The organism is Streptomyces sp. NPDC005866 (genome assembly GCF_040629895.1).
GTDB lineage: Bacteria > Actinomycetota > Actinomycetes > Streptomycetales > Streptomycetaceae > Streptomyces.
In genome coordinates this window covers 22,788-38,813 of the sequence record NZ_JBEXWP010000045.1, presented here as the reverse complement: position 1 = coordinate 38,813, position 16,026 = coordinate 22,788, and the positions used below count along the sequence as shown (strand labels likewise).

The following is a 16,026-nucleotide window of genomic DNA, read 5'->3' as shown; positions in this document are numbered from 1 at the left end:
CACCCCCAGGAGGCCGTCGACATGGCTCAGCGAGCCCACGACCGCCCAGGGGGACGCGAGGCCGCCTCAGTACGGGGTTTCGCCAAGCTGATCGAAGCCCGCGCCCACGCCCGCCTAGACGAGTCATTCCGATGTGATCAGTTGCGGCTGAGCGCTTCAGTTCGCGAGTGAGCGCACGGCATCGACGCCTGTTCCAGATCTTCGGCGTAGGTGTCGAGCAATGGTTTGAGCTGTCGGTAGTAGAGCAGTCGGGGTGCCCTGAGCCACTCGACCCACCGGCTTGCCACGGCTAAGTTGGCGGCGCAGATCCCCGCTGATCAGGCTTGGAGCAGTACATGTCCTCGTTGGAGGAGTTGAAGGCCCTGCTGGGACGACCCACCCACCGGCAACCGAACCCAGACGACTGGGACGAAGTCGAGCTACACATAGGTTCCGTTTTGCCCAGCGACTTCAAGACGTTCCTCAATGCCTACGGCAGCGGGGTCATCTCCGGCGAGCTCGCTGTCTTCCACCCGCGCGGATCAAGCCCGTTGCTGGAGCGCATGCACAAGACGCACCAGATGTTCACTGAGCGTCGAGACAGGGCTCTGAGCCGCGGTGACGCCGAGCATGTCCCGTACCCTTTCCACCCCGAACCCGGTGGGCTGATCTCCTGGGGATACGACTACAGCGGCAACGAGCACTTCTTCCTGCCCTGCGACCCAGACCCGGAGCAATGGAAGATCGTCACGATGCTCCATGAAGAGAGCTGTGAGACCTTCGATGGCCCCTTCTCGAGTTTCGCCCTCGCGTTCGTGCGGCGGCTGCTCGGCGCGGACCGATACCACGGCATCGAACCGGAAGCTCTGGAGTTCCTGGAACCGGAGGACCTGGAGGAACTGGTCGTCGCCGGAGAGATCGGTCCCGTTCAGCCGAGCTTCGAGCCGTTCTGAACGAAGCGACCCTGGACGGCTCCTGGACAGCCCTGAGCGCTTCGACGCAGCGAACCTCGCCAACTGAAACGAACAGTCACATCAGTGGTCGTAGGCGATCAGAGATCGCATGACCGGCTGTCCGGTCTTGTGGTTGTGCCAGATCGCCGCGGCCAGCGCGAGGACGCGCTGAGCGACGCGGACAGCCACGCCCTCGAAGGTCCGCCCGCCGTGCTGTTCCAGGTCGAGCTGGCCCTTGAGAGTGTCGTTCACCGACTCGATCAGCTGCCGCACCGACTTCAGCAGGGACTCGCCCTTGCGGCGTTTCTCCAGCTTGAACGACGGCCGCAGCAGCTCTGCCCCGCGCAAGGCCAGATCGGCCTCGAACTCCCCGGAGGCGAAGCCCTTGTCCGCAATCAGCAGCAGGCCGGCCCGGTCGGTGACCGCATCCGGCTCGCGATCCAGCATCGCCGTCAGCACCTCTCGCTCATCCAGCTTCGGGTTCGCCAGGGCCCACAGGATCGGCATGCCCGTCGGGGTGCACACCAGATACAGCCGCAAGCCCCAGAAGAACCGAGAGTGGCTGGCGCAGTACCCGTATCCGGCCCAGCCGGCCAGGTCCGACCGCTTCACCGTGGGCCGCGAGCGTCCGCACTCGACGGGGGCGGAGTCGATGATCCAGTGGTTGTCGAACCAGAAGTCGACGTCCATGGCAAGGAGCCGTATCGCCCGCTTGACCAGCGGCAACGCGGCCCTCAGCCGCTTGTTCCAGCCCGGCTGCTTCGGCACGTACGGAAACATCGCACCCAGCCGGGAGCGGACGAACCGCAGCCACCTGGCCTCCGACGCGAAGCCCAGCATCGCCTGGGCCACGGCGAGACAGACGAGTTCGGAGTCCGTCAACCGCGGAGGGCGCCCCAGCCATCGGGTATCTCCGATCTCGTCGTCGATCTTCACATACAGCGCGGTCAGCAGGGTGTCCAGGTCGCTTGTCACAGAACGATCTCGGGCACCCTGTCCGTGTTCCCGGACGCACCGTCAGCATTGGGAATCACTCGTCTAGACGACGAGCAGGCCGCCTACCGCAGCCTGGCCCTGGCCGAGATCCTCTGCACCCAGGGCTACCAGGCTGACGACACACCGGACTGGATCGATTTCTTCGGCCATGCACGGATCGTCACTGACGCCGTGGAAGTGTTCCGTGACCTCAATAAACCGGAAGTGGCCTTGCGCTGGAACGGCCTGGCAGCCCTGCCCGCCAACCAGTACACCCGATGCCACGGCATGCGGCTGGCCATCGTCAGCACCGCCCACCTGCAGCGTGGCGAACTCGACGAAGCCCTCCACGCGGGACGCCGCGCCTTGGAGGTACTGCGCCCGGTAAAATCAACCCGCGTTGAGGAACACCTCAAGACCCCCAGGACCCACCTGACCGGGTGGCACACCGTCCCCGAGGCACAGCGCCTGCTAAGAGACCTGCCCGCTGCCTCCTGAACCAGGGTTTCGGCCAGCGTGTCGCCAGGCACCGATCACCACCGTCTGAATTCCGAGAACTGGTCAGACACCGCATGTCGTGTGGTCGCGGGTGGGGACCAGGGTGCCGTCCACGATCGCGGGGCGAGCTGCCGCCGGGTCAGGTTGGTGCGCCAGTAGGGTGGCGACCAGCAGGACCCGGTTCTCCAATGGCAGGCTCCACGGTCGGCCCTTGCGCACGGATCCGCCCCCGCACGTCGCAACGAGGTGATTACTTGCCGAACTGACGGGGGGTTCAGTCGGCTGAACGGAGCTATCCAGAGCGGCTCCGACCCCGTGTTCACACCAGCCACGCGGAAGATCATCTCGGGACGATTAGGGTGCCTTGGTCGAGCCGACGGACTGGAGACTGATGATGGAGCAGACGAGGCCCTACAACTCGCGGTGGCATTTCTCGCCCGCAGCCAGCGCGATGACGAGCCACCCCTCTGCGGTGTCCACCGCCGTCGCGCCGTCCCCGGTCAGGGTGCGGGCGGCGTCGGCGGCGACGTACGCGGCCGGCACGACGAACGAGATCGCGATGATCCGCAGTGTCCGCGCCTCCCGTGCCTCGCGCGCCGCGTGGTCGCGGGCGGAGAAGGGGGTCGGCCAAGATCCGACGGAAACCGGCAACCAGTGATCTTGAGTTGAACTTGCCGCAGGTGCGGTGCTGGGGCGGATCGGCGTCGGCTGCCCGACCAGAGGCAGCGATGCGCAAACGCAGCCGGAGGCCCGATCTTGTGTCACCGTTCGCAGTGGACTTCTTGGTGTACCCGCTCGGATCGGTCAACGGCGCACCCGATAGCGCAGGTGAAGCACCGGGTTGCCCTGAATCACCACGTCAGGATCCTCCAACACGTTTGCGCGTGGACCGACCCGAAGTAGCGCTTGCCGGACCCGAACACCACGGGTACGACGTCCATGCGCACCTCGTCGACCAGACCCGCGGCAAGCACCTGGCCACCGACGTCGCCAGCGGCGACCTCGACCATGCGGTCACCCGCAAGCTCCTGCGCCTTGGCCACGGCTGCCTCGACGCCGTCGACGAAGTGTGGTCAGGACATGACCCTGTCCCGTAGGAATCGGGCGGCCTCGGTGAGGCCGGCCATGGGTAGGTCTTCGGCAGCGATCAGACCGACCTGGGCGAGCACGGCCGCTTGGTCCCAGTAGATCCGTTCGCTCTCCAGCAGGTCGCCGCGGAACTTCACGACCGCCACCAGAGGAACGGCCAGTGTTCGTCCGGTCGCGGCCAGCCCGGCAGCAGGAACGGAATCTCCTGGTCGTGAGGCATCCGCATGACAATCTCCTCGACGATGAAGTCGCTGCCCACCGACCGATCCGCTGTCTCCATGACGGTGTGCTGCGGAATGCCAGGAATGAAGACGTCGCGGTAGTAACCCCGTAGGTAATGCTTGCCGAAACCGCCGCTCATCGACGGCAGATGCATCACCCTGGCGTCCTCGACCATGGTGGACACGGCCAGGTCAGCGTCCCTGATGACGAACTCATACTCCGTGTGCTGCTCCCACGGCGCGACCATTTCCTCTTGGTTCATGATGTCTCCTTCCGAGATCCGTCCCGCCGGCGGGGCTCCGCGCTGATCAGTCCCAGCCGACCGACGATCACCACCACGGACAGGATGCGATCAGACATCCTCTGAACCCGCGAGAGCCGTCGCGATGGCACGGACCGCCGCCCGCCACCCCTTTTCGAGTCCCGAGTCGCCCAGCGACCGGCACCCCCGCGCCACCGCGCGCCGGCCCTCCCGTCCGACATCCGTCACACGGCTCCTTCCGACGCGGCTCTTCGGCTCCGCTGCCACGCCACGGCTCGCCCCGCCCGGCGACAGGCTGAGGGAGCATCATGCCGGGTCCCCGTCCGCCGGCTGTTCCAGGAGCCAGGCGCGGACGTCCAGCGCCTTCTCGATCTCCGGGTCCTGCGTGGCGTGGTCGTGCTCCACCTCGGCGATCTGGCGACGCAGGTCGACGAGCTGGTCGATCGCCGAGACCGCCATGTCGTGCCGACCGGCGTCGACGCAGCACTGGGCGTAGCTCTGGAGGCCCTGGACCAGGTCGTGCACATGCGCCTCCGGCAGCGCCTGGGCGAGGTCCATGCGGAGCATCACGCACTCGGCGAGCAGGGGCAGCGCCGCCTCGGCCGCGCCGGCGGAACTGACTTGGAGGCCGAGGTCGTACAAGCTCATGGCGAGGTCCACGCTGTGGACCTCGGGTGACCGCTCGGCGAGCGCGCGCCGGATCCGCACCGCCTCGGTGATCGCGGTCAGCGCCTCGGATCGCCGGCCCGACTGCTGCAGACAGCCCGAGAGGTTGTGCAGGGCCCTGGCGAGGTCGTTCTCGTGGACGCCGGGTCGGGAGTCGGACAGGGCGCGGAACAGCCGTTCCGACTCGGTGATCGCGGCCAGTGCTTCCTCGTGTCGTCCCACGTCGCCCAGTACGACCGCCAGGGTGTTGAGGCCGATGGCCAGTCCCGGCACATGGGAATCGGGGTGGAGGTCGGCGAAGGCACGGCGGATGTCGACCGACTCGCTGATCGGGGCCGGAGCATCCTCGTACCGCCCCAGCCGGCTGTAGCGGTTCGCCAGGTTGTGCAGGGCGTCGGCGAGGGCGGGCAGACAGCCCGGTTCCTCCTCGGCGAGGCCACGCAGCAGGTCGACCGCTTCGGCCAGCGCTGCCAGGGAATCCTCGTGGCGCCATAGGGTCGCCAGGCAGGCCGACAGGGTGTTGAGGCTGCCGGCGAGGTCGAGCGCGTACAGCTCGGGGGCCTGGGCGGTGAGGTCGCGCAGGATATCCGTCGCCTCGGTGACGGCTTCCAGCGCCTCCTGGTGCCGTCCTGTGTCCCGCAGCCGGTTGGCGAGGCGGTTGAGGCCGAGGGCGAGTTCCGCCCGGGCGGGCTCGGTCGGGCTGTGTGCGGTGCCCCGTAGCAGGTCGACGCCTTCGGTGACGGCTTCCAGTGCCTCCGGGTGGTGTCCGGCCTCGCCGCGCCGGTCGGAGAGCCCGAGCAGCGCCATCGCCAGGGCCACGGTGTACCGCTGCGGATCGTCCGCCGCCGCCTGCCGGTAGCGCGGGACCAGGGCCTCGGCCAGGTCGAGGGCCAGGCCTGAGAGCACTTCGGTGGTGACCGGCAGGGCGTTGCCGAGCACACGCAGCAGCTCGACGTCGTCGGACTCGTGTGCGACCCGTGCGAGGGCCGTCAGCAGCGGGGCCGGTGACTCCACGCGGGTGGCCACTGCGACCGCCGGCGCGGCCAGCGTGCGCGCGTGGTCGACGCACCAGCGGGTCAGTGTGTCGGCCACCTGCGGCCCGAGGGTGCGGTGCGCGGCGGCGCGGGCGCACACCGTCAGCAGCGAAGTCGCCTCCTCGTACCCGATGTGCGGGATCAGTGTCTCCACGACGCGGCGGCGGTCGTGGTCGAGTACGAGACGGCCCACCAGCCGTTCGGCGAGTCGGTCGGGTTGGAGGCTCCCGAAGGCCGTGTGCCGGTCAGCCGCGGGGTACAGGCCGGTCAGCCAGTCCCGTACGGCGTCGAGTCGATCCAGCGGCTGGTCGGAGAGGCCGGGCACGCGGGTGAGGAACGCGTCGACGGCCTGCCGCTCGGGTGCCCCGAGAAGCGCCGCCGCGGCGATGGTGTCGATGAGCGTGGGCAGGCTCAGCCCTGGCAGCAGTCCGTGTGCCCGGGCCAGTGACTGCCAGTGGCGGCGCTCGTGGTCGAGCACGCGGTCCTCGGGCGCGCGCGGTGCTCCGTCGGGCGGTTCGTCCGTCGGGTGCGTGGCGTCGAGCAGGTCGGCCAGTGCCGTCATCTGTACCGCGAGGACGGTTCGGTCCTCCGGTGCCGACGGGCGCTCCGCCCGGCCGAGCCGCGTCGCGGCCGCCACCCAGTCCGAGTCGGGCCCGCCGGGCAGGTCGCGCAGGGCGGCGGCGTAGGCGTCGACGGCCACCGCGTAGAGGTCAACGTCGTTCGGCTCCAGTAACGGCAGCCGGCGTACGACGGCCGTGTCCGTGAGGTCGGCGACGGCGTCCGCCGAGGCGGCCAATTCCTGCCACCAGTCGCCGCAGGTACGGGCGAGCAGCAGCACCTTGACGCGGCGTCCCCGGTGCGCGAGGTCGCTGAGCAACGCGGTGAGCTGGTGGACGCGTCCCTCGGCGTAGTCGACCACGACCAGCGTCGGCACGACGACGTCGGCGATCACCGACAGTTGCTCGGAAGCGGCGGTGGCCCGCGGCCACACGACTGCCCAGCCGTCCTCGGCGAGCCACTCGCCGAACTGCTGGGCCAGGCGGGTCTTGCCCTGCCCGCCGGGGCCGTGCAGCAGCCACACGCCCGTGCCGGGGTGAGCCGCCCAGGCCAGCAGCTCCGCCAGCTCTTCGTCCCGGCCCAGGAACGGTACGACGGCGCGGCGCGCGGCGAGCAGACCGGCCGGAGTGACCGCCGTGGCTCCCCCCGGCGGTCGATCGTCCAGCTCGCGCAGTTCCACGCCCCGGCACACGGGCGATCCGCCGTGCTCGGCGAGTCGCGCGCGGAACTGGGGGTCGCGCAGCAGTACGTACGCCGGTACGGCCTCCAGCGCGGCGTGCGCCCGTCCGGCCGGGTCCACGGCGATCACACCGGTCAGCAGATCGCCGCAGAACACGGCGGCGCCGGACAGCCCGCCCCACGGCGACGGACCGTCCGGCGGGTGGCCGTCCAGCTTCATCACATAGCGATCGCCGACCATCTGGTCCCCCGCGTTGAGCCGCCCGGACAGCTGGCTGACCTCCAGGGGCCTGTCCGGGCGCTGCACCAGGTTCGGCACGCCCCAGCAGGCGCAGGAGATGCCGGTGCGGTGGGTGACGGTGCGCCCCCAGGGCACGGCCTCGCCGGCAGGCACCCCGTGCGGATCGTCGAGCAGCACCAGGGCTGCGTCGTCGCGCCCGCCCGGCGTGCCGCACCACACGACGGTCCCCGCGAACTCGCCGGGCCGTCCGGGCCGGAACACCGTGATCGCGCGGTCCTCGGCCCGCGCCACATGACCGGATGTCAGCACGAGGCGCGGGCCCACAAGGTAACCCGAGCCGGGACCGTACGAGCCGGTGACCGCCACCACCCTGTCCCAGTTCACGCCCGCGCCTCCCGCGCCCTCAGCGTCCGATGTGGTCGGACACGTCGCCCGGTCCGGCGGGCCGACGCGAGTCGCCTCCCACCAGTAGGTCCCCGCCGTCGGCACGGCGCGGGGTCAGCGAGAGAGTCACCCGGTGTGTCCTGCCCCGTGACACTCCCGCCTCCGCGTCCCCGGAGACCACCCAGGCCTTGAATCCGGCCTTGGCCTTGGCGTCCGTGCGCAACTCCACGGCGAGTTCGAGTTCGATCGTCCCGACGTCGAACACCACCTCCTGCCCGGCTCCGCGCGCGGCGGCGGTCAGCAGTTCGTGCCGCAACCCCGCGACGGCGTCGCCCAGTTCGATGTCCACGTTCGTACCTCCGGATTTCTCGACCGAGCAAACTGATCGGAACTATAGGGTCCTTGCCCGGTGGTTCCTCCCCGGCCAGGCGGAGTATCTCCACCCGCGCACCGGCGGCAGCATCGGCCTGTCCCACCTCATCCGGGCGGCCGCCATCAGCGCGCTCTGCTGGTCGACATCCGCGGGCGACTGGGTCACCGTGCCCCCCGGACCCGGGTGAAGCGGCCGCCACGCGGCCAGATTTGGTGATCAGTCTGCGAGCGTCGGCGACGCCGGGAGACTTGCCCTCTCCTGTGGCTTGTTCCTCCCGGGCTTGCTTCTGGTGTTGGGTGGCCGGCCGGGCATCGATCACGATCCCGAAGATCTGGTGCAGATCGCCCTCCTCTGCGACGGCACCCAGGATCGCTTGGCGCCGCCGAGCTTCCGGCCGAAACGGGCAGCGGCGCGGGACGGGACGGGACGGGCAGACGGTCAGGTGGTTGCGGCGTAGGTCCAGAAGTCGCGCATCCAGGGCAAGAAGGCGGGGCCGGGCAGACCGCAGGGGGTGAGGATGATGGTGACCGTATCGGTGGCCGGGACGATGTGGGCGGCGGTGCCGGTGCCGCCCACCCACCCGTAGCGGCCGGGGACGTTCCAGGGCTCCGCGGAGGTGACGTCGACCGATCCGCCGTAACCCCAGCCCTGGCCCTGCAGGAAAAGTGAACCCTCGTCGCGCTGGACGGCGGTGAGCTGATCCGTCGTCATGAGGCGTACGGATTCCGGGGAGAGCACGGTGCCACCGCCGGACAGGAGCATACGGCCGAAGGCGAGCCAGTCCGCGGCGGTGGACACCAGGCCGCCCGCGCCTGAGGGAAAGGTGGGCGGGGTGGACCAGGCGCCGTCGGGAGCGTCGGCGAGGGTGAGTGCGCCGTCAGGGTCTGTCCGGTAGTAGGGGGTGAGGCGGTGTCGCGCCGCGGCCGGTACGGCGAAGCCGGTGTCCACCATCCCGAGCGGCTCGAAGATCCGCTCGGCCAGGAACTCCGGCAGCGGGCGCCCCGCCGCCCGTGCTACGAGCACACCCTGCAGGTCGGAGCTGGCGTTGTACAGGAACGCCTCTCCGGGCTGGCGCAGCAGCGGGATGCCGGCGAGCGCGGCGATCCACTCGTCCGGACTCGCCGTCGGCCTTGGGCCGCCGTTGTAGACGGCCACGTCCGCGAACAGCGGCTGAAGGGCCGGTGCGGTGAAGTCCACCCCGAAGCCCCACCCCGAGCGCGACGACAGGACGTCTTCCACGGTGATGGGGCGGGCGGCCGGCACCACGTCGTCCAGTCCGCTGGCAGGAGTGCGGACGACCACCGGGGACGCCAGCTCCGGCAGCCAGCGCGCGATCGGCGCGTCCAGCGTGAGCACGCCGTCGTCGACCAGCGCCAGCACCGCGGCGGCGGTCACGGGCTTGGTCACCGAGGCGAGCCGGAACAAGGCGTCGGCCTCCATCGGCACCGAGCCTTCGGGATCCGTCGATCCCGCGGCCACGACCTCCACGTCACCGTCGCGGTCCATCAGAGCCACCGCCCCGGGAAAGACTCCCTCGGCGACGTATTTCTCCAACAGCGCGGTCAGGTTGCTCATCAGGCTCAGCCTCTCAGCGTCAGCAGCGGGTACGGTGCTATGACCTGCGATCCGCCTCAGTCTCATCGGCGCCAGCCCACCTGGCTGTGGACGCGAGAGTGGGCTCTGGCACAGATCTTGGGGCCGCATTCAGCACGGTAGATGTCGTTGCTCCGGCTGTCCTCGATGACCGTCGACAACGCCTTTGTGTTGTTGGCCGTCCGCTGCTGGGGCGCCGAGGGCAGCCTTGTCTCCGAGTGTGTCGGGGCTTGTGTCCCAACCATCGCCGCAGCCGTTGCCTTCATGCGGACCATACCCATTCCTTGTGTCCAAGGCGGCGTCCGTCACGCCGCTCCCCCCTCACCAGCGCGCAGCACGCATGGGTGTGACGTGGGAGAGAGGTCAGCGGCCGTGGAGGCGGGGTGGTCCTGGGCCGGATCCAGGCCGGTCATGAGTTCCGCGAAGGCCTGTGCGGCGGTCCGGGAGGTGAAGAGGCGGTCGAGGCGGGCGCGGGCCAGCCCGCGCTGAAAGGAGCCGCAATGGGTGCCGTCGCCGGCGTCGTGGACCGTGCGGGTCAGCCAGTGGGAGAACTCCTGGTCGGTCCAGACGCGTCGCAGGCACCGTTCGGAGTAGGTTCGCAGTCCGGTGTCGTCGTGGTGGTGGACGTGGTCGCGGATGGCGCGGGCGAAGAGGTCGGCGTCGTACAGGGCGAGGTTCATGCCCTTTCCGCCCATGGGGGACACGATGTGGGCGGCGTCCCCGACAAGGTACAGGCGGCAGTACTGCATGGGGTCGTGGACGAGGCTGCGCAGCCGGAAGATCTCGCGGTCGGTGATCGGGCCCGCGGTCAGGGCGGGGTCGGCGAGCCGGGTGCGCAGCGCGTCCCAGACGCGGGTGTCGGGCCAGGCGCCGGGGTCGTCGTCGGGCTGGCACTGGAGGTAGTAGCGGCTGCTGTGCGGTCCGCGGGGGAAGTGCGCGGCGAAGCCCTGCGGGCTGACGGCGAGCAGGGGGTGGGCGGGGGACGGGGCGTCGGCGAGGACGGTGAGCCAGCCGATGCCGTGGTCGAGGGTGTGGGTGGTGAGGTGGCCGTCGGGGACGGCGGTGCGGGTGACACCGTGCTCGCCGTCGCAGCCGGCGACGAAGGCGCAGGTGATCGTGTGCACGATGCCTTCGGCGGAGCGGTAGCGGACCGTGGGGCGGTCGCCTGTGAGGTCGTGCAGGGTGATGTCGGCCGTCTCGTAGCGCAGGTCGCCACCGTCGGCGAGGTGGGCGGCGGTGAGTTTTTGGACCAGGACCTGCTGGGGGCACAGACGCGCCCCGGGGCCCTCGGAGCCGTCGTTGTCGTTGACGAGGTGGCTCTCGCCGTCCACCCGGAACTCCAGGATGCCGTCGTGGGGTGGGCCGCCCAGCACCAGGTCGGCCAGTCCCCAGGACGCGAACATCCGCACCGCGCGGCTCTCCACGATGCCGGCCCGCTGCCGCTGTGCAACGTACTCGCGGCTGCGGCGCTCCAGGACGATGCTGTCGACGCCGGATCTGCGCAGCAGATTGGCGACGGTCAGCCCGGCCGGGCCCGCGCCGATCACCACGACGGTCGTGGATTCCGGGACCTCGTCCAACTGCCGCTCACCCTGGGCCACTTGGCACCTCCAGGGTTAGCCTAGCGCCGAGGGGGGGGCGGGATGAGACGTCGTGCGTGACCACCGCCTCCGGCCTCGGTGACATCCTGTGCATCGGAGCCCTGGCCGCGGACTTCTGCGCGCTGGTCGCGCTCCTGACGGTCCGGCGGGAGACTTCGCTGGTGGAGGCCGCCGTCCGGGAGGATCCGGCGCGGCGCGGGACGTCGTGCAGACGGCCTGAACCGGAGTGTCTACGGCTGGGCGGACGGTCATCGACCGGCCGGTACCGGAGACAGCCGAACGGGAACGGCTCACCGCCATCGCCTCGTTCGTCACCCACCTCGACGACGCCGGTGCGCTGGATCCGGAAGCGGATCCGGCGCACCTGGCGGAGGCCCTCTGGGCGCTGTCCGGGCCGCAACTGCACACGCAGCTCACAGCCGGGCGTGCGTGCCTACGCGGCCAGGGTCTCGTCGTCGCGGGTGCCGCCCCGCGGCCGGAGCAGTAGCCCTGCAACAGGCTGTCCGCCGTGCTCAGGGCCTGCTCGGTGTCGGGGGCTCCAGTCATCACGCACAGCGTGTGCGTGGCGTCCTCCAGCAGGCCGCTGGTACGGCCGGTGGGGCGGACATCATGCTCGATGCAGGCGTCGGCGAACCGGGCCATGGCCGCACGCAGTTCCTTCTCCGCCGGAAGAATCACGGCGATTTCCACTCCCCAAGCTCGGCTCGCGGGCGCGTCGACGCCACCCCGAGTCACAGGTTGCACAGGTGGCGTCTTGCGCCACTGGTCGACGCGGAAAGACGCCGAGTGAACCTCCGTCTGCCTCTCAACTAGAGGTCCATACCTGCATCGTTGAGGAAGGCCGCCACGACGGGGTCGACGGTGTCACCCGTCCGCCTACTGTCCGAGGTGCGGGGGATGCCCTGGGCCGTGCGGGCCCTGACGAAGGCACACGGTGAAGCCGTGGGCGGCCGCCGCGACACGGAGCAGCAGGTCGAACGCGTCTTCCGGGTCCGGAGCAAGCCGACGGGCAACCGGACGGGCGCGGGGGAGGCGGCCACTCCGTCGCCCGCCGAAGCCGATTCGGGGAACCGCTCTTGTCCAGGCCGGCGCGGAAGGCGACGTCGAACAGGGCCGGTTTCCGGGCGGCGAAGCCGATGTAGGCCGCGGCGAAGGACGCCAGTCGGCCCACCGGGTCCTCGGTGTCACGCACGGACACCGCGAAGCGGTTCCGCTGCTCGCGGTAGCTCTGCGTGGGGAGTTCCGCCAGCACGGTCTCCCGGTCGAAAGGGGTGCTTGTACTGCGCCACGGCGCTCAACCCCGCGCCGATGCCGGGAGTCAGTACACGCGCGCAAACGGAGTTGATCACCTCTGCGGCCTTGAACGTCCCTTCGCCAAGGCCGAGTCGGCCACAGCCACATCAGGTTGCCGGGTCGCAGGGGGTGACAACTGCTACAGATTTTCTATCCATACATAGTCACCTCTGGTCGGATATCTTGATCGTGTGAAGCTTTCGGAGTGGGCGCGTCAGCAGGGCGTGAGCTACCAGACCGCCTGGCGATGGGTGAAGGACGGGAAGATGCCCGTTCCCGTCGTCCAGGCGCCGTCCGGTACGTGGCTGGTCGCCGAGCCCGCTCCGGCCGTCTCTGCGGCGTCGGGGCGGGTGGTGGCGTACTGCCGTGTCTCGTCGGCCGACCAGAAAGCCGACTTGGATCGGCAGGCGTCACGGGTGGTGGACGGGGCGAACGGGCTTGGCCTGCCGGTCGCGGAGGTCGTGACCGAGGTCGGCTCGGGGCTGAACGGACGGCGGCGCAAGCTGCGCCGCCTCCTGGCCGACCCGCAGGTCGCGGTGATCGTGGTCGAGCACCGTGACCGCCTGGCCCGCTTCGGCGTGGAGCACCTGGAGGCCGTGCTGTCCGCGACCGGCCGGCGTCTGGTCGTCCTCGACCCGACCGAGACCACTGACGACCTGGTGCGCGACATCACCGAGGTACTGACCTCGATGTGCGCGCGCCTGCACGGGCAGCGGGCGGCGAAGAACCGTGCCGCCCGTGCGGTGGCCGTGGCGACCGGCGAGGCCGCCGAGTGAAGAAGTTCCGGCCGCAGCCGGGTTTCGTGGTGCAGGCGTTCCGGTTCGCACTGGACCCGAACGCCGATCAGGAGCAGGCGTTGCGTTCGCACTGCGGCGCGGCGCGTGCCGCATACAACTGGGCTATTGGCTGGGTGACCGCTTCGTGGTGGCAGCGCCGCGCGGAGGAGTCCTACGGCATTGCGGAGGCGGAGCTGACGCAGTGGCGGCCGTGGTCGCTGCCCGCGCTGCGCAAGGCGTTCAACGAGGCCAAACACACCGACTGCAGGTTCGCCGCCTGGTGGGAGGAGAACTCCAAGGAGGCGTACTCCACCGGCTTGGCAGGCGCCGCCGCCGCGTTCGACAACTACGCGAAGTCGAAGCAGGGCAAGCGGCGGGGCCGTCCGGTGGGGATGCCGCGGTTCAAGTCGAAGCGGAAGGCGCGTCTGGCCCGCCGGTTCACCACCGGCACCCTCCGCGTCGAGACCGGCGGCCGGCACGTCACGCTGCCGCGGCTCGGGGCGATCCGCGTCCACGAGCCGACCGTGAAGCTCCTCGCGCGCGTTCAGGCCGGGACGGCCCGCATCCTGTCCGCGACCACCAGGTTCGAGCGCGGGCGCTGGTTCGTGTCCTTCCAGACCGAGGTGAAGCGCGACCTCGTGCGCGTCACCCGCCCGGACGCTGTGGTGGGTATCGACCTCGGCGTGAAGACCCTGGCGGTCATGGCCGACAGCACGGGCGAGATCCGCGAAGTGGCCAACCCGCGCCACCTCGACACCGCGCTGAAACAGCCGCGCCGGGCCTCCCGCACCGTCTCCCGCCGACGCGGCCCCGACCACCGGACCGGACAGAAACCGTCCAGGCGGTGGGAGAAGGCCAACGCCATCCGCAACAAGGTCCACCACCGCGTGGCCAACCTCCGCGAAGACGCCCTTCACAAGCTCACCACGAAGGTGACGGCCGAGTACGGCACGGTCGTGGTCGAGGACCTCAACGTCGCCGGCATGGTCCTCAACCGGCGCCTGGCCCGCCACATCGCCGACGCCGGATTCGGGGAGACCCGCCGCCAACTCGAGTACAAGACCCGTCAGCGTCACGCCGCCCGCATCGTGGTTGCCGACCGCTGGTACCCGTCCTCCAAGACCTGTTCCGGGTGCGGCGCGGTGAAAGCCAAGCTGCCGCTGCACGTCCGGACCTACGAATGCGACGTGTGCGGCCTGGTCATCGACCGGGACGCCAACGCCGCACACAACCTCGCCGCACTCGCGGCGGCCGCAGCAACTGGTACCGGAGTGGCCGGAGACCAGGACACCGCCCCGGTGGTGTCGAAACCTCGTGGAGCCGACCGTAAGACCCGCGCCACCCGCCCCCGCCGCAAGGCGGAAGCGGGGCGGGCAGGTGGCACAGCCCTGCCGCACCAGCGGCAGACAGAAGCGAGAGACCGTACTCAAGCCGAAGCCCTCACGCTTTGGTGAAGTGACGGACCTTCCGGACCGAAAAGCCCGGAATGCAGAGACCCGACTATGGTCTCTGCAACGGTCGTCGCTGTGTACGCCGCGTCGAAGACGTGTCGGCAGTGGCAGTGACAGCCTCCGAGACGGAAGGCAACCGGCCGACCATGGCAAGGAGATCATCCATGTCGATCCGGCCGTCCCCCTCCGCGCCGAACGCATCGAACATCGCCCGAAGCTTGTTCCGCTGGAACTCACCGGCCATCACGTGCCGCCTCACGCACCGCTGAGGAGATCCTGTCCGCAGGCACCACTCCCCCAACGGCGCACGCGATCACTGCCCCACAGCCCGACGACTCCACCAGCCGGATCAACGCCACGAGCGCCGGTTCAGTCCCTCACCAAATGCAGAACCGACGAGACTGCCGATGCCGTGGTGGCGGGGCAAACGCGCATGTCATGTTCACATCTTGACGGGCTTGGTATAGACCTTTAGCTTTCCCGGTGTCAGGTCTTCCTGCCGTGCGTCCTGTCGGTGTCCGCCACACCTACGTGCCACATCGGAAAGGCTTCCTCACCCCCATGGCTGCTCGCTCTTCCTTCCTCACCACCGCGTTACGCGGCACTCCTCTCCTAGCCCTGCTGGCCTTGGTGCTCAGCCCGTTGACCGCTCCACCGGCGGCTGCGGCGACCGGCACGGTCACGGGACTCGCCGGCAAGTGCCTCGACGTCTCCGGCGCCGACTCTGCCGACGGCACCCCGGTGCAGCTCTACGACTGCAACGGCACCAGCGCCCAGCAGTGGACCCCGGGCGCCGACAACACCCTGCGCGCCCTGGGTAAATGCCTCGACGTCACCGGCGGCTCCACCGCTGACGGCGCCAAGGTCCAGCTGTGGTCCTGCACCGGCGCCGCCAACCAGCAATGGACCGTCACCACCGCCCACGACATCGTCAACCCCGCGGCGAACAAGTGCCTCGACGTCACCGGCCGCTCCTCCGCGAACGGTGCGCCGATACAGATCTGGACGTGCACCGGCGCCGCCAACCAGAAGTGGAACGCTCCCGCCGAGCAGGGCGGCGAACCATGCTGGGCCACGCACTACGGCCCCCAGCCACCCGGCGCCCTGACTGCCAGCGGCGAGGTCTTCGACAACAACGCCGACACGGTCGCCACCTCCCTCTCCCGCCAGCCTCAACTGCCCTTCGGTACGCGTGTCCAGGTCACCAACGTCGCCAACGGCCGGTCCCTGACCGTCCGGGTCAACGACCGTGGCACTTTCACCCAGACCCCGCAGGAGCCCAAGTGCCTTGATCTGACCGACGGCGCGTTCAGCCGGCTCGGCGGCGTCCTCGACCCCGACGCCGGACACATCGTGGTGACCCAGCAAGTCCTCGGCTGAGACGTCTGCCCCGGCAGACC

12 protein-coding genes and 4 pseudogenes are annotated in these 16,026 nt (G+C 69.8%); 5 read left to right on the top strand and 11 right to left on the bottom strand.

Annotated elements, in window-relative coordinates; translation table 11 throughout:
* Positions 1 to 335: 335 nt before the first annotated feature.
* Positions 336 to 932: a hypothetical protein gene (locus tag ABZ396_RS39510; protein WP_358923433.1), complete on the top strand. Its 597-nt coding sequence runs from the start codon at positions 336 to 338 to the stop codon at positions 930 to 932.
* 81 nt (positions 933 to 1,013) lie between these two features.
* On the opposite strand, the gene ABZ396_RS39505 is transcribed toward ABZ396_RS39510, so the two are convergent.
* Positions 1,014 to 1,907, bottom strand: coding sequence for an IS982 family transposase (locus tag ABZ396_RS39505; protein ID WP_358923431.1), 894 nt, complete (start codon positions 1,905 to 1,907; stop codon positions 1,014 to 1,016).
* A 24-nt stretch (positions 1,908 to 1,931) separates the two neighbouring features.
* On the opposite strand from ABZ396_RS39505, the gene ABZ396_RS39500 reads away from it, so the two are divergent.
* Positions 1,932 to 2,405, top strand: a complete 474-nt coding sequence (locus ABZ396_RS39500; RefSeq protein WP_358923429.1) for a hypothetical protein — start codon at positions 1,932 to 1,934, stop codon at positions 2,403 to 2,405.
* A gap of 119 nt (positions 2,406 to 2,524) precedes the next feature.
* Here the strand turns inward: ABZ396_RS39500 and ABZ396_RS39495 are convergent.
* From ABZ396_RS39495 to ABZ396_RS39450, 10 genes and pseudogenes are all read right to left on the bottom strand, one after another.
* A pseudogene (locus ABZ396_RS39495) lies at positions 2,525 to 2,737 on the bottom strand (transposase family protein); the annotation flags it as partial.
* 157 nt (positions 2,738 to 2,894) lie between these two features.
* Positions 2,895 to 3,023 (bottom strand): annotated as a pseudogene (locus ABZ396_RS39490) (cation transporter); the annotation flags it as partial.
* Between the two features lie 186 nt (positions 3,024 to 3,209).
* A pseudogene (locus ABZ396_RS39485) lies at positions 3,210 to 3,475 on the bottom strand (dihydrofolate reductase family protein); the annotation flags it as partial.
* 3 nt (positions 3,476 to 3,478) lie between these two features.
* Complete coding sequence (locus ABZ396_RS39480) at positions 3,479 to 3,631, bottom strand: hypothetical protein (RefSeq protein ID WP_358923427.1); 153 nt, start codon at positions 3,629 to 3,631, stop codon at positions 3,479 to 3,481.
* Positions 3,628 to 3,978 carry a hypothetical protein gene (locus tag ABZ396_RS39475; RefSeq protein ID WP_358923426.1) on the bottom strand — a complete coding sequence of 117 codons (351 nt, stop codon included), beginning with the start codon at positions 3,976 to 3,978 and terminating at the stop codon, positions 3,628 to 3,630. Before ABZ396_RS39475 ends, ABZ396_RS39480 begins: the two co-directional genes overlap by 4 nt.
* Positions 3,979 to 4,284: 306 nt before the next feature.
* Positions 4,285 to 7,539 carry a tetratricopeptide repeat protein gene (locus ABZ396_RS39470; RefSeq protein WP_358923425.1) on the bottom strand — a complete coding sequence of 1,085 codons (3,255 nt, stop codon included), beginning with the start codon at positions 7,537 to 7,539 and terminating at the stop codon, positions 4,285 to 4,287.
* A gap of 19 nt (positions 7,540 to 7,558) precedes the next feature.
* On the bottom strand, positions 7,559 to 7,888 hold the full coding sequence (locus tag ABZ396_RS39465; RefSeq protein ID WP_358923424.1) for a trypco2 family protein: 330 nt from the start codon (positions 7,886 to 7,888) through the stop codon (positions 7,559 to 7,561).
* A 462-nt stretch (positions 7,889 to 8,350) separates the two neighbouring features.
* Positions 8,351 to 9,487: a serine hydrolase domain-containing protein gene (locus ABZ396_RS39460; protein WP_358923422.1), complete on the bottom strand. Its 1,137-nt coding sequence runs from the start codon at positions 9,485 to 9,487 to the stop codon at positions 8,351 to 8,353.
* Between the two features lie 323 nt (positions 9,488 to 9,810).
* Complete coding sequence (locus tag ABZ396_RS39455; RefSeq protein WP_358923420.1) at positions 9,811 to 11,106, bottom strand: 4-hydroxybenzoate 3-monooxygenase; 1,296 nt, start codon at positions 11,104 to 11,106, stop codon at positions 9,811 to 9,813.
* Positions 11,107 to 11,539: 433 nt separating this feature from the next.
* Positions 11,540 to 11,784: pseudogene (locus tag ABZ396_RS39450) on the bottom strand (DUF5133 domain-containing protein).
* A gap of 806 nt (positions 11,785 to 12,590) precedes the next feature.
* On the opposite strand from ABZ396_RS39450, the gene ABZ396_RS39445 reads away from it, so the two are divergent.
* The 3 genes from ABZ396_RS39445 to ABZ396_RS39435 all read left to right on the top strand — a co-directional run bounded on the left by ABZ396_RS39445 (position 12,591) and on the right by ABZ396_RS39435 (position 16,006).
* Complete coding sequence (locus ABZ396_RS39445) at positions 12,591 to 13,175, top strand: IS607 family transposase (protein ID WP_358923419.1); 585 nt, start codon at positions 12,591 to 12,593, stop codon at positions 13,173 to 13,175.
* A complete protein-coding gene (tnpB, locus tag ABZ396_RS39440; protein WP_358923417.1) occupies positions 13,172 to 14,629 on the top strand; it encodes an IS607 family element RNA-guided endonuclease TnpB in 1,458 nt (485 codons plus the stop codon). The genes ABZ396_RS39445 and tnpB overlap by 4 nt, the downstream gene beginning before the upstream one ends.
* Positions 14,630 to 15,187: 558 nt before the next feature.
* Entirely contained in the window at positions 15,188 to 16,006 is an 819-nt protein-coding gene (locus tag ABZ396_RS39435; RefSeq protein WP_358923416.1) for a lectin, read from the top strand.
* Positions 16,007 to 16,026: the final 20 nt, after the last annotated feature.

What these genes read in the sequence shown, in the direction of transcription:
- ABZ396_RS39475 (WP_358923426.1), bottom strand. Translation starts at nt 3,978, where the DNA reads ATGAACCAAGAGGAAATGGTCGCGCCGTGGGAGCAGCACACGGAGTAT.
- ABZ396_RS39435 (WP_358923416.1), top strand. Translation starts at nt 15,188, where the DNA reads ATGGCTGCTCGCTCTTCCTTCCTCACCACCGCGTTACGCGGCACTCCT.
- ABZ396_RS39460 (WP_358923422.1), bottom strand. Translation starts at nt 9,487, where the DNA reads ATGAGCAACCTGACCGCGCTGTTGGAGAAATACGTCGCCGAGGGAGTC.
- ABZ396_RS39510 (WP_358923433.1), top strand. Translation starts at nt 336, where the DNA reads ATGTCCTCGTTGGAGGAGTTGAAGGCCCTGCTGGGACGACCCACCCAC.